This is a genomic window from uncultured Methanobrevibacter sp. (assembly GCF_902769175.1).
GTDB lineage: Archaea > Methanobacteriota > Methanobacteria > Methanobacteriales > Methanobacteriaceae > Methanobrevibacter.
Window position 1 is genome coordinate 1 of sequence record NZ_CACXNW010000031.1, and the last position, 22,541, is coordinate 22,541.

Below are 22,541 nucleotides of genomic sequence, written 5' to 3' on the forward strand. Positions count from 1 at the left end.
TTTCAATATTGTTGTATCCACCGATAACAGCAATTGCATAACAGAATCCACTATTTACTTGGCTTTCGATTACGTTGTTTGAATGTTGTTGTAAGATGGAGTGTTTCCAGTTCCTACATAGGTTGTTAGTAGAGGATGTTACCGCTGTTTTTGGTTGCATTCAATATGTTGTTGTCAATTGTACAATAGCTAGAGGTTCCGATTACTACACAGCTTGATCCGGTTCCTCCGTTTTCAAAGTAGCTGTTTTTGACAGTTACATAGGAAGAGTTGGATCTGATAGATAGGAATCCAGTACCTGAACCTACACCAGACATGTTAGCAACCATATTGATGTTGTCGATTACAACATTGTGTGCGGTTGTAATGTAGAATGCAGTGTTGAGGAATTTAAGTCCGCTTACATTGGTTCCAGAACCTCCTTCAACGATGTTGAAGCTTCCGGTTTTATTGGTTTCAATGAAAGCATCGCCAGTTGTACTTACAATGTTTACAGGTTTGTTGATATTGGTTGTGTATGCACCAATGAAGTCACCTTGGAAGTCAAGGGTAGCTCCTTCAGGAACATAAGGGTACAATACGCCATTATTTTCAACATCGAAGTAGTATTCGAAGGTATCTTTAGTTACAACACCATCCAATACCATAAATGTGCCAGTTCCTTCGCTAGGCAAGTATTGGCCTAAACCATTGTAGCTTGCTTCTACAGTATTTTCACCAGGGACTAATTTCTCAGCAGGGATTGTGTAAGTTGCAGATCCTCCATCTAACTCAATTATTCCTCCCATATCACCAAACTTAACGGTTACAGTACCTTCAACAGGATTTCCTTCAGCATCAGCAACAGATATGCTTACATCCACTGGGTTGCCGATCCATACATTGTCAGCAACAACAGTTACAGTAGTTTCATATTGAGCAGCGGATTCAAATTCAATGTCTACACTAGCATCGTCGGATTTGACAGTGATTTTGTTTGTTCCGTCAGCAACAGTGTAGCTTGCAGTAGCAACTTGATCTATAGTGATTGCTTCAACAGGGTCTACAACTCCAGTTTCGCTGATAAAGCTTACAGACAATTCTTGACCTAAGCTGTCAGCTAATTCTTGAACTTCTCCATCTGCATCGAGATAGTGTTTGAAGTCAACGGCAATAGGGAGTTCTGTTCCAACTCCCACATCTTCAACATCAGCTTCAACATTCATGATAATCCAATTAGAGGAATCGACATCAGCACAGTCGACTTCTTCCCAGTAATCGTCTTCGTAAGTGCCTTTGCCGTTTAAGTCTTTAGGATCATCATTGGTTCCCCACCAGTTGTACTGAGCATTTACAACATTGTCTTCACCATCGTTGAAGATAACGTATTTGGTTCCGTTGCCTAAGAATATATTGTAGTTTGCAGTAGCTTTGTTTCCATTGTAGATAGCGTCACCATGGTATCCGGTTCCAGCATTATTGTTGAGGAAAAGGGATTTTGTAATGGTTGCATCTCCTCTGAAGCCAACATAAATAGCTCCACCATCTCTGAATGCTTCGTTGCCTATGAATACAGAGTCAGTTACAATCAATTTATTTTGTGCACGGATAGCACCACCATAGGATATGGTGTTTTTGTTGCTTGCAAATGTAGAGTTTATCACAGTGATGTTAGCATCATAACTACCAACTATTGTACCTTGTCTTGCAGTGTTGTTGACAAAGTCGCAACCCTCTACAATTAAATTGGTCTTGCCGCTAGAGATGTATACAATACCATAATCAGAACTTGAAGCAGTGACTTCATTTTCTGCAAATAAGGTGTTGTTGAGGATAATTGTAGCGTCTCCAGAGGCTTGGATTACATCTCCGCCATTGTTGCCTCTGATTTCGCTGTCCTTAATGGTTAAATCAGCATAGACAGTGATTAAGTCTCCAGCGCCAGGGTTACCTGTTATGGTTACATTGTCTAATTCAGTTTCTTTTGCAAATGAATATACAGCAGCACCATAATTGTGTTTTGCACCGGTAAGAACCACATTTGCAATTGCAAACTTATTGACTTCAGCGCCATAGTTCATGTAGAATAATCTTCCTTGACCTTCACCGTCAATCACTACATCTCCTTCACCAGTGATGCTTAAGTCTTTAGTGATTAGGTAATCGGATCCAGTGTAGGTACCTTCCTTAATGACGATTTGGCCAGATCCAGCCTCAGCAGTAGCAATTTCAATTGCTTTTGCAATAGTGGATACAGGAGCATCTTCAGAACCGTTGTTTGCATCGTCACCATCTTTAGATACATATACAATGCCAGTGTATGGTTCAGGGATTTCTCCTTCAAAGACTATGGTAGCTGTAGCATCATCGCAAGTTGCAATGATAACTGCATTAGGTTGAGATGCAGTAAAGATTGCATCAGCAGAGCCTCCTTTTGGAACTTCTATGGTTTCAGGTGCTACAGTACCGTTTTCTGCTATAAATTCAACAGTGAATGATTCTTTAGGAATTACTCCACCAGTTAATTCTTCAATTTCACCAGCGGTAGTGTTTACATGATTAAAGTCAACAGTTAATTTTACTTCATCACCAGCAACAACATCAGTAGCGTTTGCTTCAACATTCATGATTACCCATTTGTCAATGGTTATGTTAGTTCCGTTTACTGCAGTTGTTGGGTCATTGGTTCCCCACCCGTTGTTGTTTGCGATTGCAATTCCTTGGCCGTATACAGCATCGTAACCTGTTGCAGTTACAGTGTTAAGGGACAAGTCATTTACTAATGAAGAGTATGAAACAACCAATGTTGCCTTATCTACATTGATTGCAGGTGCTAAAGCATCTGTTCCGGTGTTGTTTTCAATTACTGAGTTGGTAATGGTTAATGTAGCAATTGGCTGATTGCTTACAGCTTCTATTTCAATAGCTGCTGCAGTGTTTTTACCATGGTTATCATATATGGTACAGTTATCTATGGTTGCAGTAGCATTGTATAGATACATTGCACCAGGACTGTAGGTAGCATTGTTGTTGTAGAAAGTAGAGTCTGCAATAGTGATCTTATCAGCATAGACATATAATGCTCCACCATTGTTTGCAGCATTGTCATGGAAGCTGGAGTTAACGACTTCAAAGTTAAGGCAGCCTTCATATGCAGAATATCCTACACATACTGCTCCACCCCATCCAGAGGTATTCATACCGCTGAATTCAGAGTCTTTGATGACCATATTACCTTTAGTGTACCATGCATAGATTGCTCCACCTCTTGAAGTGGTTTTGGAATCTTTGAATGTACAATTGTCTACAGTTAAGTTAATGTCAATGATATTACGGTTAGTGCCTCCTCTTGCAGCGTTTACACGTATTGCACCATCATAGTTAGGTTTACCTCCAGTGAATGCAATATTTGTGAAGGCAGCTTCTCCGCCATGCATATAGAAAGTACTGTCAGTGCTTTCTCCAGCATCAATGACTACATTTCCTTCACCGGTTATGGCAATGGATTTTTCAGCATCAAGAGTTATGTTGCTTTCGTAGTAAGTACCTTCAGTAATGATCACTTGGCCAGAGCCTGCATTTGCAAGTTCTACAGCTTTAGCAATAGTTGCTACAGGAGCATCTTCAGATCCGACATTTTCATCAGAACCGTCTTTAGATACATAGATAGGACCTGTGTAAGATTCACTTACAGTAAAGCTAATAGGAATAGCTGCATTGCTTGATGAGATGGTAAGGACTTCATCACCTACTGCAGTTGCAGTGTATGTGAATACAGCTTCATTGTCTACTGTAACGACTTTTTCTTGGTCTAATGTACCTATGTTTTTGCTTGCGCTTACAGTTACTTCAGGGATTTTGTCTGCTAAGTCTGCTACATTGGTTCCATCAGTGTAGGAAGTGAATTCTGCAGTGATTGCTTGAACATCATCAACTTCCATTCCATCAATTACAGCAGGGCTAACAGTCATTAATACCCAATTGTCAACAGTGAATCCGCTTACTAAAGCGTTAGGGTCTTCATTAGTTCCCCACCAGTTGTATTTTGCATCAACTTCAACAGAGGAACCTGCTTTAACAAGATTAGGAACAGCTCTTGTAGCTGGATGAACGAATGCATTGTAGTTAAGAGTTAAATCTCCATAAACAGCAATTTCGTCTCCTCCATAGCCGCCGTATTCGTTAAGATTGGATTTGCCTCCTTCGAAGTAGGAGTGAGTAATGCTTCCGCCTTTATATGCGTAAATAGCTCCACCATCCTTATCAGCACTGTTGTTGATGAAGGTTGAAGCGTCTACAATCAAATTAGCTTCAGCATGTAATGCAGCACCAGAACCAACTTCAGCACTGCTGTTTACAAAGCTAGAGTCAATTACAGTCAAATTGGAATCTGAACCTGTAACATATATAGCCCCTTGTCTTGAAGCAGTATTGATAAAGCTGGAGTTATCTACAATTACATTTACAGCACCAGTGCTGTAAATAGCACCCATAATAGCGCTAGAGTCCATGCTTGCATTGTTGTTTTCAAATGCTGTGTTGATTATTGTTAGGTTACCGCCACTGTTATAGATTAATCCACGTACAGTATGATTTGCAATAGTGGAATCCTTAATGATCAAGTCTGCATTTGAATTGTAAAGTACAGAAGTGGAACTCCATCCGCTTTCAGTTACATTAGCAGTTAAGGTAACATTGCTTAATGTAGCGGTGGAGCCAGCAGCAGTGTTGTATAATACAGCACCATAATTATTGTTTGCGCCAGTGATTGCAACATTGCTTAATTCAAAGATGTTTACTCCAACATTAATGGTAAACATTTTAGCGCTTACATTAGCACCATCAATTATAACATCACCATCACCGGTAATGCTTAAGTCTTTAGTGACTGCAAATCCGGTTTCAGTGTATGTACCTTCGCCAATGATTCTATTAATGTTATGTTTTTCCTAGTATATAAATCTTACGTTTCAGTGTATGTACCTTCGCCAATGATGATTTGGCCAGATCCAGCATTTGCAAGTTCAATAGCTTTTGCAATAGTGGAAACAGGGCTGTCCTCTTCACCGGTATTAGCATCGTCACCATCTTTAGATACATAGATAGGGCCGGTGTATGGCTCTGTAGCATAGATTAATACAGGTACATTGTTGTTAACATCAGTGTATATGTTTACAGTGGTTTCACCAGCAAGTGCAGGAGTGTATATGAATTTAGCTGCCAAGTCTTCAGTTTCAACAGGACTGTCTGAAATAGTGCCGGATCCAATTCCAGCATATACAGTAAACTCTTGTGGCAATGTGCCTTCCAAGTTAGCAATAGTTCCATCAGTGCTGTTGGTATGTTTAAAGTCTACATTGATTTCAATAGCGTCTCCAACCAAAGCGTTTTCAACTAAGGTAGGTTCAACATTCATGATTACCCAATTGTCTACAGTGATTCCTTCAGTCACTTTGTCTGCAGGGTTAGCATTGCTTCCCCACCAGTTGCTGTTAGCGACAAGGGAACCGTTTGTGTAGTTAGAGACAATTACACTTGAACCGTCATCACTTATGATACAGTTGGAAATGTTTAATTTGTTTAAGGTAGTTACATCAGGGCCATGTGCTCTCATGTAGATTTCAGAACCTTCACTTGTCTTATTGTTTTCAAATATTGAATCAAATACATTTACATTACCTGCAGAAGCATAAATAGCTCCTCCTTTACCTGTTACTGTACCATCAGTATTGTCAGCACAGGTGTTGTTGATGAATCTGGAATTGGAAACAATTAAGGTAGCGTTGTTATTTACGTAAATCGCAGCACCTTGACCAGAATAATAAGTTGCACCATTTACAGTGTTGTTTATGAAGTCACAGTTTACAACAGCAACAACTGATGGAGAACCTGGTCTTACAGTACCGTTAGAGTATTGGTAAGCAGATGTACCTCCTAAGTATAATCCGCCACCGGTACCTCCGATTGAGGATACAGTGTTCATTCCAATGAATTGAGTATTGTTGATTGTAGCAGTGGTACCAGTCATGTAAATGGAACCGTATTTCATTTTATTGTCTTTGAAAATACAGTTATCTACAGATAAGATGGAATCGCTTGAATATACTACACTGTAGCTTGAACTGGTTGGATGTGCAGTATTGCCTTCAAATTTAGAGTTGGTGATTGCAACAGTTGCATTTTTAATGTTGATTATGGAATCCCTTGCATTAGGTCCACCATTGTTTATGAAGGTACAGCCATCAATTTCTACAAGTCCTCCACTTATACGAAGTGCAGAACCAGAGTATTGATCTAAACAATTTGTAAAAGTGATATTATAAATGCTTACATAACCAGATTTGATGAAAAAGGTTTTGACTCCATCACCATCAAAGATAACATCTCCAACAGAGCTTATTTCCAAATCACTGGTAATGTTGATTGCCTTTACGACATAGGTTCCTTCGTTGACAATTATCTTTTCAGAGCCTCCTTCAGCAGTTGCAAGCTCAACGGCTTTTGCAACGCTTGCTACAGGAGCATCTTCAGTACCTGGATTTTCATCGTAACCGTCTTTGGATACGTAAATAGTGCCAGCAACAGGTCCAGATCCAATTACAGTAATAGGAATGGTTTTTGTTACAGAACCAGCAGTTACAGCTACACTATCTTCTCCTTCAGCTACACCAGTGTATGTTACAATAACCTTATTGTTTTCATATAAAAAGCCAGATATGCTTCCTTTGGTTTCATCATTGACAAATTTTGCAGGAATATTTGCCATAGTACCTGGCACATCTCCGACATAGCTGTAACTTTCAACGTATTTGCTGAAGTCTGCAGTGATTGTAATGTCTTCTCCAACAGCTACGGTATCTGCACTAGCTTCAGCAAGCATGATTACCCAGTTAGGGGTGGTTACATTATCAAGCACTTCACTTGGAGCAACATCAATACCATAGAAGTTGTAAGGAGCATTTACAGTATCTGGGGTTGCAGAACCAATTGCATATTGTCCTTCTCCTAAAATAAATCCACAGTATTCAACTGTGAAAGGAGCATCCTTATCATAAATAGCATATTTCACATCATTGTTGTTGAAGGTACAAGCGGTGAAAGTGGTTTCTTTGGTGTTTGAACCAGTAGAACCGACTAAACCTCTTACATTTGTACCAGTCAATTCATTATCCTCGAATAAGCAGTTTTTAACATGTAAAATACCATTGGTCTTATCAATTACAGCAAACATATCTCCACTTATTTTACTGAAAACACAGTCCTCAATATTTAAGGTAGCATCAGCAGAAGAACAGTAAATGACTGCTCTAACTAAAGTGGTAGGAGCAATGTTATGGAAATAGGAGTGTTTAATTGTTGTAGTACCATAACCAAGAACGCTTATATACATTTGGTTATTTCTAGCCCCACCATCGATATTATAGAATTCACAGTTGTCCATTATTAGATTGGATTGATAGAAAACCTTGACAATACCATTAGCACCAGTATATGTTATATCATGGAATATACAATCTTCAAGAGTTAAGATACCGCTGCCTCCCATATTTATAATTGCATTGGAAGGCTGTTGTCTCTTACTTCTACAATTAAGTCTGTAGATTCAGGCCTCCCATATTTATAATTGCATTGGAAGGGGTTGTGTTGGATGTAAATTCTATGCCTTTGATTGTAATTGTATTGGCGGCAGTATGGGAAAATATATTTCCGTTTCCTGCCCTATTGAGCACAGTTCCATCAGTACCTATAAAATTAACTGTTTTTTCTATGTTAATTGCACTGGATTGATCGTAAGTACCTGCACCGATTTTTATTGTATCGCCATCGCTAGCAAGTTCATACCCTTTAGCAACAGTTGCTACAGCAGTCTCTTCACTTAATCCATCGTTAGAGTCATCTCCTGTTTTGGAAACGTAAATTGTTGATCCATCCCCCAAAAGAGCGGCTCCAACAGATTTATTATTAGTTCCAGAATCATCAGATATAGATTGGCTTGCATCATCTATAGCTAGATTATCTGACGAAAAATCACTTTCTGCAGAACTAACATCATCAATAGCATTATTATCTAAAGTAAGTGCATCTGAATCATCAGATACAGTATCATCTGCTGCACTAACTGATGCCACAGCCATAGTTGCAACACATAATAATACTAATAAAATCAGAAAAGTCTTTTTCATTTGCAAAGTTTCACCTCATTTTCACAAATAAGGCCTAAAGCCGAGAAAATGAGATTTATCTTTAAAATACGAATAAAAGACTTTTAATCTCTCCAAATAATATTTAAAGAGACAAATCATTTTAATATATTTTAAGGAAAAATAATAAGTCGTTATTTGTTTTATAGTTTGATAGTTTTAATAATTTCTCAATTATATAGTTTTAGGGTAATTTTTTTCTCAAGTTCTCAGCTAAAAAAACCTTATAATAAAGTATAATTGAAAAAATATCCAACATACCTTATACACTATATATTCTATATACATTAATATATAAACTTTATTAAATTAATTTGAATAATATATATGATATTGAACATAGTTAAGTGATTTTGGAAAAAAAGATTAGAAAATAGTTGTATTTCAAAATAAATGAAAAATATCTAAATAAATCACATATAAAGAAAATTTAACGTGAAATAGATTGAATTCTTAAAGAAATAGTTAATTAAATTAAGTTTAATGAGATTTGAAAAAAATCAAAAAAGAATGAAATTATAATGATGATGTTGAAAAAATAGCTTAAAAAAAAAGAGCAATATAACCGTTTGATTATATTGCTCTTAACATGATTTGATAACTAAAGTGATATGTTTTCTCAATTGAGAGATTACAAAAATCACATATTATAGTTTATGTTAAGTCATTAAAATATTTTACTGTCAAAGCAATTTTTAAGACAAATATAATTTTTTAATGTGTTTTTAATTTAATTGATTTAGTGTAAAAGTGTATTTAAATTGTAAATTTTAATGAAACAGTTAAAAAAACAAAAAAAATGTATAGCTCAAACAAAAATAGAAAAAATAAAAAATAAGCAAAAACAAAAAAAAGAAAAACACAACACACTAGAAAAAATAAAAAAAATAACCAAAAACAAAAAAAAAGAAAAACACAACACAACAATAGAAAAAATAAAAAACAAGATTAAACATAATACTAATTACATATCACTGGTCGGGGGTAAAATGAATACAAGAGATATAATAGTCATATGCCTAACAATCGTTCTTCTTCTTTCAGTTGGATTGTTCATAATGTTCAATTCAAGTCCATCGGAAAAAACTGTGATGACCATGACAAGCAGTTCAGTCCTGAATGAGGGAGGCAGTTTAGTATTGAAGCTTAATGATGGAAATGGAACTGCCATTGGAAATCAAAGAATAGAAATAAACCTAACACATTCAAATGGAATAACTGAAAACTTTACGCTGAAAACCAATTCAAATGGAGAATGCAAACTGGAAGATCTCCCTGCTGACGATTATTCCCTAATTGCCAAATATTATGGAAACAAAAACTATAAGGAATCAGGAATCAGTGGAAATATAACAGTTAAAAAAGCATCTAGTGGAAATACTCAAACATCCAGCACCAATTCCAATGACTTTAAAACAGATAATAAAGTAGACGATGCAATAGACGGATGGGATCCATCAGAACATGAGGTTTCCCGTGAAGACCTTGGTGATGGAACTCAAAGAATTACCTACGATGACGGATACTTTAGAATAGTGGATAAGGACGGCAATATATTAACTTATGGGTACTGATCAATTCTGATTGGTACTTAACTTTTTTTAATAATCTTTTACCTATCATCAGATTCTTCTTTTAATGAATTGATTTTATCTATTGACAAACCTGTAGCTTCTTTTATCTCATCAATAGACATATCCTTAGCTAACATCCATTTAGCAACAAAAATAGCTCTTTTTTCATCTCCTTCTTCCCTACCTTGATATTTACCTAATTTCACTCCCATATCCAGACCAATCAATCGTCCTTCTTCCAAATATTTTTCCCTAACTTCTTCCAATGTTTCTTTTCTAACACCTTCAGCGATTCTTTCAAGAACATGTGTTTCATAAGTAAATCCCATATTGACAATCTCCTTTAAACTTTTAAATTCATCTTCATCCTTAATCAATTTATCGCCTAAAATTAATTGAATTGCCTTTATTTTATCTTTTAATATGTATACATCAAATTCAGCATTATTGGTTAAATTAGCTATTTTAAATAACAACTCTTTTTCGCTCAAATTTGATTTCATAAAAATAATTGCAATTAATTGCACTGCATCTTGTTTGTTTAAGGTTTCATTATTCTCTATTTTTGATTATATCCTATTTAAACTTTCCAATCCGTCTTTATCCTTTAACGATATGACATAAATAGTAAACACATCATTATGATGCCACTTTTCTATTTTACGGCTTTTATCTTCAACTGTGCTTATAATATAGGTTTTTACTGGAAGTTTATGCTTTACAAATAATGATGATGCATAATCAAAAAATCTAACCTCAACCTCTTTAGTTAGTACTGTTGATTGAAATTCAACATTTATAATTTCATATTTTCGAGATAATCCGCAAAAATCCAATCGCCTATTTACGCAATCGGTTGATATTAGTTCTGTAGGAAGTGGAATCATTATTTCCTCTCAATTCCAATTCCCTTTAAGAACTCTTCCATTGTAGAATCAATTAAAATCTTAAATGCTTTATCGTTATGTTCGCTTATTGTCATAATCCACCTACAATTTTTTGTAAAAATAAATTTGTAAAAGGACATATATAAGTTTTTTCTAAAAAATAAGAGCAATATGATAGTTTAATTAAAAAATAAGAATTTTAATAAGATATTTTAATAAAATAGTAAACTTTAAGCGAATAAATAAATTATAACAAGATTAAAACAATATTAAAATTAGAGAATTTCAATTGTTTTGAAATTTTTAAATATATAAAAAATTGAAGAAATAAAATTCTTGTAATTATTAAAAAAATATAAAAAAAGCAAATTATCAAATGATCATAAGACCAATTAATAAGTATAACCAACCCCTACAATATAAGTCAAATAACAAATATTTTCTAATTATTAGAAAATTATCCCATTAACGACTTTAGCTAAATTCTACCCCCATATAATTATTTTAACTATACTTCTTAAAAGATAACTAAATGATTTACAGGATAACTGTAACCAACCCTTATTATAAAACAATAGTATACTATTATTTCTAATATTAAGTATTGAATTTTTAGTATATTAATCTTTTTATAAACCCTTAATTTGGTTAATAAAGGCCAATTAAACAAAATTAAATAAAGATATAATAAGATTAAAAAAAAAAATAAGTTATAATCAAAAAAGATTGAAAAATAGTAAAAGTTTAAAAATATAAGGAGAAAAGCATAAAATAAAAAAAAATTGTGAATTACGTTTTTGTATAATTCACAATTCTTTTTCTTTTGATTTATTATAGAGATTTAATTAGTAACCGTAAGTTAAGATTTTACCATGGGAGTCAATGATTCTGTGGTAACCGTCATCATAAACGACTCTGAATAAACCTTCACCAAGACTTGTGCAAGACACTTGATGTTTTTTAGGATCCCAACCGTTAATGATTCTGTCTGCTTCTCTTGAAGGAATTTTTTTGTTAGCTTTTTTAGTTACCTTTTTAGCTTTTTTAGCAGTCTTTTTAGATACTTTAGCTTTTTTAGTTACCTTTTTAGCTTTTTTAGCAGTCTTTTTAGATACTTTAGCTTTTTTAGTTACCTTTTTAGCTTTTTTGGAACTTTTTACTTTTTTGGATTTTTTAGATTTTTTAGTAACTTTTTTTACAGCAGCTTTTTTAGAAACAGATTTAACAGCAGGTGAGCATTTTTAACAAAACTACCTTGGTAGTCTTTTTTGAAAGTACTACCAGTACCATGATTTACAGTTGCAGCAGATGCGCAACTTATTCCGATTATTAAAACAAATAATGTTATAAAAACTAAAGCGATTTTTTCATACCAATTACCTTTCGATTTTTTTGAGATATTTCATCTCTCCTAATTATTATTATATAGAAGACCATATATAAAGGTTTTCGCATGTAAGTGCTCACTTGCATCTTAAAATTGAAAAATAAGAACAATTAAGTTTTATTTTTTATAATTCAACTTATTTACCCTTCATTTAACTAAAAAATAAATTTAAGCAGTATAAAATATCAAAATTTTCATGAAAAAATCACCTAAAAAAAGTGTAAAATAAGCAATTTACAAGCTTTATTTTAGATATAAACCTGTTAATGAAGAGATAAAATAATTTGTTAAATTTGGCCTGAAAAATTCTAAAAAATTGAATTGTGAAAAAAATCTTAAAATTTTCATTAAAAAATGAATCAAAAAATAAAAAATATCTTCAAAAATTGTGATTGTAGATAAAATATAATTTTTGATTAAAAAATATTCTTTAAAAAAATCACATAAATGATTGATAAAATTATCCAGATATTGAGAAAAAATATCACAAAAAATCAGTGAAAAAAGTCGAAAAAATATACTCAAAAAAATCAAAAAAATGATCCATAAAATTATCAAGAAATTAATAAAATAATCATAAAATAACTATTAAAAATAAAAGTCTAAAAAATAAGCCAAAAAATAATCATAAAATAACTATTAAAAATAAAAAGTCTAAAAAATAAGCCATAAAATTATTAATTCAATGAAAATCAGTTAAAAATAGAAATTGTTTGGATGATATACAAAGAAAACAAATTTCTTGGGGGGAATTGGTTTTCTTAGTATACCAACAATGAGGAAAACTTGCAAGTGCTTACTTGCATCTTATAATTAGAAAATAAAGACAAAACGAAAGTTATTTAAAAAAATAAAAATGAATATTGGTTCATTTCAAATAAAAAACGATTAAAATTAAATAATCTAATAATTTTTAAAAAGATCATGAGCTGATTAATTAAAAAAATTATTTATTAGTTTTAAAAATCTCCTTCAAGAAGAAAACAGCAGCAGTAAAAATTTGAAATTCCAAATAATAAATTTATTCTAAAGATCAATGTGAAAAAATAGATTCAATTTAAAAATTATAAAATTATCAAGAAATTAATAAAATAATCATAAAATAACTATTGAAAATAAAAAGTCTAAAAAATAAGCCATAAAATTGTTAAAACTTGTAAAAATCAGTTAAAAATAGTTAAGTTTTTTTTTGGATGATATACAAAGAAAACAAATTTCTTGGGGGGAATTGGTTTTCTTAGTATATCAACAATGAGGAAAACTTGAAAAATAAAATTTTGCGACTAGGAATAATTTCTTATTCCTATCTAATAGTATATTCCAACACATATATAAAGATTTTCGCATGCAAGTGCTTACTTGCATCTTATAATTAGAAAATAAAGACAAAACGAAAGTTATTTAAAAAAATAAAAATGAATATTGAGAATTTTAATAAAAAATCATAAGCTAGACCAATTTAAAAAAATATCCAAATTTGAAAAATAGATCTAATTCAAAAATTAAAAAATCTCCTGAAAAAATATCCAATATAAAAAATAAAAAAATATCCAGAAAAAATAGATCAATGCTATAATTCAAAAAATTATCAGCAAAAAACGATAAAGTTGTTAAAAATTAAAAAATATCCAGAAAAAATAATCAACGTAAAAATACCAGGAAAAATATCCAATATAAAAAATAAAAAAATATCCAGAAAAAAATAGATCAATGCTATAATTCAAAAAATTATCAGCAAAAAACGATAAAGTTGTTAAAAATTGTAAAAACCAGATAAAGATAGTAGAATTTTCTTTGGTTAATATAGAAGGAATTGGGTTTTGTTTTCTTTCTATATCAACAATGAGGAAAACTTGAAAAATAAAATTTTGTGACTAGGAATAATTACTTATTCCTATCTAATAGTATATTCCAACACATATATAAAGATTTTCGCTTACTTGCATCTTTAAAATAAAAAATAAGAACAAATAAAGATTTATTTAAAAAAATAAGAGCAAATTAATTTTCATTAAGAATAAAAATCAAATAAAATCAAATAATGAAAAGAATTTTATAGATCCAATTTAAAAATTATCAAATTATCAGCAGAAAAGATAAGTAACTAATAAAAATATCAAAAGACGATAAAGTTGTTAAAGTTTGTAAAAATCAGTTAAAAATAGAAATTGTTTGGATGATATACAAAGAAAACAAATTTCTTGGGGGGAATTGGTTTTCTTAGTATACCAACAATGAGGAAAACTTTATTCCTATCTAATAGTATATTCCAACACATATATAAAGATTTTCGCATGCAAGTACTTACTTGCATCTTTAAATCAAAAAATAATGATCATAAACTCGTTAATTTTGAAGAAAAAAGCAAATAAAAAAATTAAGAAGAAAAGAATTTTATTTCATCCTTATTTTAAGATAAAAAAAGATTATTAAAAAATAATAATCTTCTTTTTAACGATTTATTAAAAAAGCGATTTAATATACAAAGAAAACAATTCTGCTTTTGTTTTCCTTGCATATCACATATGAGGACAACTATGAAATAAAAATTCTAGATATGAATAAATCATACCTATTATTACATTATACTCCACCATATATAAAGATTTTCGCATGTAAGTGCTCACTTGCATGTTTTTTAGCAAAAATAGACACAAATAGGGAATAAAATGAATTAATAATTAATAAAAATACACATTTAAAAAAAATATACTATCTTAACTCATAAAAAAATCTAAAAAATAAGAAATTGCTATAATTTAAATACCCATAAACTCATAAAAAAATCTAAACAGAATACTATCAAATAAAATAAATAAAATCATGATTAAAATAAACAATACTTCAACCATAAGTTTGAATTTAATAAACCAAACTTTTAAGAAAAATGGCCTCAAAAGAAAGAGTAATTTTTTCTTAAAAAATAGTTAAACTGAATAAAAATATTAACTAATAAAATAAGTCTAAAAAATAAAAAAAATGATTAAAAAAAATAACTAATAAAATAAGTCTAAAAAAATAAAAAAATGATTAAAAAGAAATAAAAAAGAAAAAAATGTAGATGAAAGATCATCTACTTCATTCTAATTTGAACTTTCTTAACTGCTTTTAAATAGTAAGCAGTTGCTCTAAATGCAATGCTTGCCTTAAAGGTTCCTTTCTTATAAAGCTTTTTAATGTTAAAGACAGCACGTCCTTTTGCATTTGTTTTTGCCTTATAGGTTTTTCCTTTGACCTTTAAGACAAGGTTTGCTTTCTTAATTGCTTTTCCTTTGCTGTTTTTTAAAGTTACAGCAAATTTCTTGTTTAACAACAATCTTTTGAAAGACTTGTTTTTAGCGACTATTTTAACTTTTTCCCTTTTAATGGTGATTTTAACAGTCTTTTTAACAGGTTTGTAATATGCATCTCCTGCAAACTTAACCACTAAGTTTCTTTTTCCTGCTTTAGCTACCTTTAACTGTTTAGCAGTTAATTTGATTGTTGCAACTCCTTTCTTATTGGTTTTTCCAGTAGCAATCTTTTTGCCCTTTAGATAGAATACCACTTTCCTATTTGCAATAGCTTTTCCTTTAGAATCCTTTAATGTTATTGAGTATTTACCACCGTAATTAATCACATATGCCTTATTCTTAGCAACAAGACTTGTCTTTTCCTTGTTGATAGTAATCTTTACGGTTTTTGATACTGAAACTCCATTAGCATCAGTGAACTTAATCACAAGATCCCTTACTCCAGCTTTAGCATCCTTCAAGATTTTAGGAGTGATTGCAAATTCAGCCATTCCATTCTCATCGGTTTTGGCAGATCCTATTTTGTTTCCATTCAAGAAGAGCTCAACTGTTTCTCCAGCAGCTAATACATTATGCTTATCCTTAACCATGAGAGAGTACTTTCCTCCATAGTTAATGACAAATGCCTTATCTGAAGCAACAATGATATATGGACTGCTGGAATTAAGTGTTCTCATTGGTCCTAAATCATCAGGAGTTACATAATGGGCCCTTGCTACTGCATCTCCCATCAAGTTAACATTGTTTGTTCCATCTTCTGCATGATTGTCATCAAAGATAGAGTAGTAAAGATACATATATCCTTCATTGGATATTGCTCCACCGGAACTTGCATTGTTGCCGTAGAAAATACAGCTTTTGACAAATGAATCATTTTCTAAAGAAAGTGCTCCTCCATTTTCTGCTGCAGAATTATTGAAGAAGAATGAATTCTCTACTGTGGAATTGAACCTATCCAAATCAACAGCTCCACCATCAATTGCTGCAGTGTTATTGATAAAGCGACAGCCATCAATAATGGTTTCCATATAGGAGTATATTGCTCCTCCACCTCTAAAAATTGCATTATTGTTGAAGAAATTACAGTTTCTTACTTCTCCACCAGAGAGGTATAAAGCACCTCCAATACCACCAACACTGCTGATGAAGTCAGAATCCTCAACTGTGATTCCTTTTGAATAACCACATACAGCTCCACCATAAGCAAATGGAATAACGCCTGTCTCATCTTCAAATCCACTGGTGTTGTTTTCAAAGTAACAGCTTTTTACGCTTCCAGTTCCCATAAAGTTAATGGCTCCTCCAGCGAAGTCAGCATGGTTGTTTGTAAAGTTTGAATTTTCAGCGATTCCATTCCTTCGAAATAGATAGCTCCACCATAAGATCCTTCAAACATGTATGCATAATTGTGGTCGAAAAGTGAATTGTTGACAATTGCATCAACTGCATATATTCCTCAACCAATTGTCAATGCTATGGAGTTGAGGAATATGCTGTTGTCCACTATACCCTTATTGATGTATAATGCTCCACCATTGCTTCTACGATTTAATGCTGCATAATTAGTGTCGAATTTAGTATTGTTCACCAATCCGTTTTCCCTTATGCAGACTGCACCGCCATCATAACCTGCAGTGTTGTTGAAGAAGTATGAACCGTCAATGCTTATGTTCCGAGCAAAGACTGCTCCACCATTTTCTCCAGCCATGTGGTTTAGGAATGAGCCTCCTTTAACTGATCCGTTAATTGAATATACTGCAGCACCACATCCTCCTGCAAGATTGGAATCGAAAATACAGTATTTCACTTCTGCATTTGTTATGTAGACTAGTATATCACTTGTCAGGTCTGTTTCTCGCATATTCACTTTCACTTCTGCATTTGTTATGTAGACTGCTCCACCATCACCTGCTGCAGTGTTGTTAAAGAAGTAAGATTCTTCAATCAAACCGTTGTTGATGTGGACAGCACCGCTTTGGTTACCTAAATTGCCAGTGAAAATGGATTTCCTTACAATTGCCTCATTTAAAGCATAGATTACACTGGAAAGAGCACCCTTATTATCTTTGAATACACAGTTTTCAACAGTTGCATCCATAGCAAAGATTGAGCTTGTGAGGTTGCCTATGTTATTTGTGAATTCACTGTTTAGCACTTTACCTGAATTCATTTTGACACCTGCGCTATAGCTTATTCCAGTGTTGTTGTTGAATTTAGAGTTGTTTACCACTCCTGCAGATTCAAAGCATGCAGGACCGTAAACGCTTATGGTATTATTGAAGCTGCAGTTGTCAATGTTTCCTTCAGCATTAAACAAGACCACTGAACCTGCTATGTCATTTAGGAACTGGGAATTTTCCACACTACCATTGGCATCAAAGCATAAAACGCTTCCAGATGCCAAATCTCCAATATTGTAGTAGAAATTGCTGTTAAGGACAAGACCTTGTTTTGCAAAGTATGCTGCTGCACCGACAAGAGCCATATTTCCATTGAAGTTAGTTCTGGAAACTGTCAAATCAGCTAAGGTGAATATTCCAGCACCTTTTTCCGCTTGGTTGATATTGAATGTACAGTTATTTACCAATCCAGGAGATTCAAAGTAGACAGTACCGTTTTCAGCAGTGTTGTTGTTGAATGTTGACCCTATGATTGAAACATATTGGGAACGGGAATAAACTGCTGAACCAAGACTGGCTTCATTCATATTGAATGTACAATTATATGCAAGTCCAGTCTGTCCGAAATAGACAGCTCCTCCTTCCCCTCCCTTGTTGAGATTGAAGGTGGAATCCCTTACAGTACCGTTGACAAAGAAGTATAACGCTCCACCAGGAGTGTTGTAGTTTTCATTTAGATTGAAGGTTGAATTTTCAACAATACCATTCCAGTAAAATTGAACTGCTCCTCCATTCATTCCTATATTTGAAGTGAAATTGGAGTTTTTAATTGTTCCTCTAACTAAATATAGCGCTCCTTCATGATTTGCATGATTGAAGAGGAAATTGGAATCTTTAATAGTAGCATCTTCAAATGCAGCAATTACACCATAAGCACAGCATCATTACTAAGGAAATTGGAAGATTCAACTGTTACATGATTATTTGCATAAATTACTCCACCTTGTCTTCCGTAATTGCTTAAGAAATTACAATTGTGGATTAATGCATCCATATGAGTGTATATTGCCCCACCATTTTCTGATGCATAGTTATTGACAAAATTGGAATCCCATATCTCACCATAGTTGTTCATATAGACTGCTCCAGCTATTTCAGCCCTGTTTTCAGTGAAGATACAGCCTTTCATGGTTCCGCTGTTCATATCAACAGCTCCTCCATTTTGAGCAGTGTTGTTTGCGAAAGTGGAGTTTAAGATTTCTCCACCGGCAAATGCAAGAACTGTTTCGCTTCCAGTGTTGTTAAGGAATGTACAATTTTCTACAGTACCGTTCTTAAGGAACTTGACTATGTCTACACCGTTATTGCCGTCTGCATGGAAGTTCACTATAATAAGGTTCTTAAGGGTTACATTTTCCCCTTCAATGGTAAAGAGCCTTGTTTTGTTTGAACCATAAAGAATGTGGCCATTACCGTCAAGGACAAAATTATCCTTGCTGATTGTGATTCCTGCCATATCGTCACAATCCGGATTGAAGATGTAGTCTTCAGTTAATGTAAGGACATCTCCAACTGAACTGATGTCCTGATTCAAGTCTGCAAAGGATAATGGAATCAATACATTTGGAGTTACATCTTGGACACTAAGTCTAGTGCCATTTCTTAGCTTAACGTTAAGGCTTGCATCAGGTGCAATATTGGTTTCAAACTCACTGATCTTAATGTTAAGGTCTCCGCTTGTACTTATAGCTCCACCATATCCCTTAGCTATATTGATCATGAATTGTGAGTAATTAATGTCACCGCCCTTTTCAAGATAGAGTGCACCTCCTTCATTTGCCTGGTTGATGGTGAAATTAGCCATCTGAACATCTGCAGTACCGGCAATATATGCAGCACCACCTAAATCTGCAATGTTGTTTGCAAATACAGACCCAATGATATTTCCAGATTTCTTGATGTAGACTGCTCCACCTTTTCCTTTTGCAGTGTTGTTTACAAAAGCGGAACTTGTAATGGTTCCAGCAAAATCGAAGGCAACTGCTCCACCATTCAATGCATGGTTATCAAGGAAAGTACAGTTATCAACTGTTCCGTCTCGACCAAAGTGAATGGCACCGCCGTCTCCTTCAGAGAATCCTCCAACAAAGATGATGTCCTTGAAAGTAACTCCCTGTGCAACAACATCAAATATTCTTGAACGGTTTGCTGCATAAATCATATGGCCTTTTCCGTCAATCATGAAATTCTTTTTGCCTATTGTTACTCCAGACTCAAAGAGTGCCATATCCTCTTCAGTGCAGTAATAATCATTTGTTAAGTTAAGAACATTCTCTTCACAATTATAGATGGCATTCTGCAGTGTTGCAAAGTCACATGGAGTCAAGTTTAAAGGAGTGTTGCCCTTTAGTTCAACACTTCCATTATTGTAAATATTGCAGGAAGTGTCAATTGCATTGTTAAAGTAGAAATAGCTGTTGTTAAGAACTAAATCACCATTGTTGAATATTGCTCCACCATATGGCTCCTTATTGTTGATAAAGAGGGAAGTGTTTACAAATCCGTTGGTTTGGGTATAGACTGCACCTCCAATATCATCAGCAGTGTTGTTTTCAAAAGTACAATAGAGGGCTATAATACGGAATGAAGAATGTATAGCACCTCCTATATTCCCATGATTGCCTATGAATCTTGAGTTTACAACAATAGGCATAGTTCCCACTGCTTCGGTTAATCCACCTCCAAGTTGTGTTCCTGTGTTATATAAGAAATCACAGTTTTCAACATAAATCTGATGGAGCACCATTAAAGCTCCACCGGGTCCAGTGTTATTTAAAAAAGTACAATTGATTACACTGGATACGGATATCAAAGAAACATGAGCAATAAAGAAGGTTTTGGCAAAATCCCCATAGGAAACACCGTTTACAAAGCGAATGTTCTGTAAGGTTAAATTCTCGTAGTAATGGAAGTTAATAAAGGAGGATTTTCCAATCCCATCAAGGGTATGGTTTTGACCATCTATGATAAAATTGTGTCTTTCAATGCTAATTCCTTCAGCGGCATATTCGCCATCGGTTTCTGGATTGAATACATAATCCTTATCAAGGACCAATTTGCCATCGGAATTATTGATTGCTTTTGCCAAATCACTAAAACTGCCGACCAAAGTATAATTGGTAGCCGGCCCGTTATCATCGTCATCGTCATTCAAAACTGGCAATCCCTCATCATCTGAACTGCCAGACACTTCATTTTGTAAAGTCACATCAGCGCTTAAGTCTTCATGTAAGCTAGAATCGCTAGCTATGACTTCAACATTTTCCCCATTTGCCACAATATCATTGGCATCAGCAGCAGCACTAACTCCTGCCATGCTGATTAAGACCAATAAAAAAAGAGTGACAATAAATAGTCTAGTTTTAATAATAATAATCACCATTTTTCAAAAATTTTCCATATATTTTATATATAAATTAATAATGTTATAAAAACGTGTTTATTTTATTTTGTTGCGTAAAAATGCTTATTTTGTTAATTAAAGCCATTTAAATGGAGAAATTTTAGACAAATGTTCATGAAAAATAATGAAATATTGATGAAAATTATAAAATTAGCAATTTTCAAATGATGAAAGAAAATAATGCAAAATATTGGAAAAAATTATAAAATCAACAATTTTCAAATGAAGAAAAAAATAAGAAAAAAATAAGAGTATGCATAATAAGCAAAAATTTTAAAATCAAATTATCTAAGCCAAATTAGACAAATCAAAAATCTTATAAAAAATAAATTCGCTGATTTTTTCCCTTAAACTCATATGTTATTTCATCAAATTCAACCTAAATCCTAACTCAAACATAAGACAGTATTTGAGGATGTCATGACACCCTTCTTTTTTTTAAAGAAGCGATGAATTAAAAGGCACATAGCCATTTATACTTATATCTTAAAAATACCTCTGTGCAATATACGCAAAGATAGTTTCTTTGTAGATGAGAAGTAGGTCGTGGATGTATACATTTCAAGGAGATTTTTCAACATTTTATTGAATAAACTAGAATCATATGGATTTTTTAGAATTTTGTATTCTTAATAATAAATCTTTATCAATTTTTTGTTTTTTAAAAAATTTTATGACTTTATCATGTTCAAAAAGTTCATAACTCATTTTTTTATCTCATTTTCCAACTTAGTTATTCTTTCCTCTAAACTTTTTAAACTTAATTTATTAAGATTTTCCAAATTGTCATTTTCAAATTTTTCTATTTCATTATTATAAAATTCAGCTTCCTCATCTGTGAATTCTTCATTTGATTTATAGTAATCAATTAAAAATCTTATGACATCATTGAATGTATCATTTTTTGATGCCAATTCTGATAATGATTTATGGGTATCTTGAGATATTTTAATTGTTTTAGTCATCATAATATCACAATAATAGTATACTGAGTATACTATAAATATTTTTCTAAAAATTAAATTAAAAAGCGCAGATATTGCATAAAAAGTAGTATATAAGTTTTTTAAAAAACTAACCCTGATATTGACTTTATTTAAAAAAACAATAACCATATTGAAATAATTTTTAATATAGTTCGTCCTCATTGAAATAATATTGATAGATATGTGATAGATAAGTGATAGATATAAGATAGCAATCATATAGATAACTTAATCTTCATAGTGTTCATTAAGCAGATTATTTATTTTTGTGAAATGATTCATATCTATTTCTTTAGTAGTGTTTCCAAATCCTTCAAAGCCTACATCCGCATCTATTAATTCATCTTTGGTAATAGGAGTATCTAAAAGATTAATTGAGTTTTTATTGAATATATAATATCCATTGTACCCTTTTTCCATTGTATCATTTCTATCTTCCATTATTCCACTTGCTACAATGGAATTATTGTATTGGAATAATATCAAAGTACCTTCAGGATCAGCTACATTATTCTTATAAAAATGAAATTTGCCATCTGAAGGTAATTTGTTTGTGAAAAAGTTTTTCATGGCTTCTTCATCTTCAAAATCAAAATCATCTGATGAAGTGGGCAGTATTCTTATTTGTCTAACTCTTTTTTTGGGATACAT

Annotated in this window: 13 protein-coding genes; 2 read left to right on the forward strand and 11 right to left on the reverse strand. The window is 32.7% G+C overall.

The genetic code is table 11. The annotated features are described in order from the left end of the window. Positions 1-125: 125 nt before the first annotated feature. The 3 genes from QZV12_RS10955 to QZV12_RS10965 form a co-directional block, all read right to left on the reverse strand. Positions 126-4,799 carry a right-handed parallel beta-helix repeat-containing protein gene (locus QZV12_RS10955; RefSeq protein ID WP_295621669.1) on the reverse strand — a complete coding sequence of 1,558 codons (4,674 nt, stop codon included), beginning with the start codon at positions 4,797-4,799 and terminating at the stop codon, positions 126-128. A gap of 143 nt (positions 4,800-4,942) precedes the next feature. Beyond that, on the reverse strand, positions 4,943-7,525 hold the full coding sequence (locus QZV12_RS10960; RefSeq protein ID WP_295621672.1) for a right-handed parallel beta-helix repeat-containing protein: 2,583 nt from the start codon (positions 7,523-7,525) through the stop codon (positions 4,943-4,945). Positions 7,526-7,568: 43 nt separating this feature from the next. Further along, the gene (locus QZV12_RS10965) at positions 7,569-8,168 is read right to left on the reverse strand and encodes a hypothetical protein (RefSeq protein ID WP_295621675.1); all 600 of its coding nucleotides are present in this window, start codon (positions 8,166-8,168) and stop codon (positions 7,569-7,571) included. Positions 8,169-9,169: 1,001 nt separating this feature from the next. Between QZV12_RS10965 and QZV12_RS10970 the strand changes: the two genes are divergently transcribed. Beyond that, the gene (locus tag QZV12_RS10970; RefSeq protein ID WP_295621678.1) at positions 9,170-9,754 is read left to right on the forward strand and encodes a hypothetical protein; all 585 of its coding nucleotides are present in this window, start codon (positions 9,170-9,172) and stop codon (positions 9,752-9,754) included. 38 nt (positions 9,755-9,792) lie between these two features. On the opposite strand, the gene QZV12_RS10975 is transcribed toward QZV12_RS10970, so the two are convergent. Together QZV12_RS10975 and QZV12_RS10980 are read right to left on the reverse strand one after the other, a co-directional pair. Further along, the gene (locus tag QZV12_RS10975) at positions 9,793-10,257 is read right to left on the reverse strand and encodes a hypothetical protein (RefSeq protein WP_295621682.1); all 465 of its coding nucleotides are present in this window, start codon (positions 10,255-10,257) and stop codon (positions 9,793-9,795) included. Between the two features lie 66 nt (positions 10,258-10,323). After that, a complete protein-coding gene (locus QZV12_RS10980; RefSeq protein ID WP_295621685.1) occupies positions 10,324-10,641 on the reverse strand; it encodes a hypothetical protein in 318 nt (105 codons plus the stop codon). Positions 10,642-11,619: 978 nt separating this feature from the next. On the opposite strand from QZV12_RS10980, the gene QZV12_RS10985 reads away from it, so the two are divergent. Beyond that, positions 11,620-11,886 (forward strand): hypothetical protein, encoded by a 267-nt coding sequence (locus tag QZV12_RS10985; RefSeq protein ID WP_295621688.1) that lies wholly within the window; start codon positions 11,620-11,622, stop codon positions 11,884-11,886. Between the two features lie 3,215 nt (positions 11,887-15,101). On the opposite strand, the gene QZV12_RS10990 is transcribed toward QZV12_RS10985, so the two are convergent. The 6 genes from QZV12_RS10990 to QZV12_RS11015 form a co-directional block, all read right to left on the reverse strand. Then, positions 15,102-16,607: a hypothetical protein gene (locus QZV12_RS10990; protein WP_295621691.1), complete on the reverse strand. Its 1,506-nt coding sequence runs from the start codon at positions 16,605-16,607 to the stop codon at positions 15,102-15,104. Further along, positions 16,589-16,717, reverse strand: coding sequence for a hypothetical protein (locus QZV12_RS10995; RefSeq protein ID WP_295621694.1), 129 nt, complete (start codon positions 16,715-16,717; stop codon positions 16,589-16,591). Before QZV12_RS10995 ends, QZV12_RS10990 begins: the two co-directional genes overlap by 19 nt. A gap of 60 nt (positions 16,718-16,777) precedes the next feature. Beyond that, positions 16,778-18,238 carry a hypothetical protein gene (locus tag QZV12_RS11000; RefSeq protein ID WP_295621698.1) on the reverse strand — a complete coding sequence of 487 codons (1,461 nt, stop codon included), beginning with the start codon at positions 18,236-18,238 and terminating at the stop codon, positions 16,778-16,780. Positions 18,239-18,363: 125 nt separating this feature from the next. After that, a complete protein-coding gene (locus QZV12_RS11005; protein ID WP_295621701.1) occupies positions 18,364-20,817 on the reverse strand; it encodes a hypothetical protein in 2,454 nt (817 codons plus the stop codon). Positions 20,818-21,608: 791 nt separating this feature from the next. Continuing rightward, positions 21,609-22,019: a hypothetical protein gene (locus QZV12_RS11010; protein ID WP_295621704.1), complete on the reverse strand. Its 411-nt coding sequence runs from the start codon at positions 22,017-22,019 to the stop codon at positions 21,609-21,611. A gap of 99 nt (positions 22,020-22,118) precedes the next feature. After that, positions 22,119-22,541 carry a hypothetical protein gene (locus QZV12_RS11015; RefSeq protein WP_295621707.1) on the reverse strand — a complete coding sequence of 141 codons (423 nt, stop codon included), beginning with the start codon at positions 22,539-22,541 and terminating at the stop codon, positions 22,119-22,121.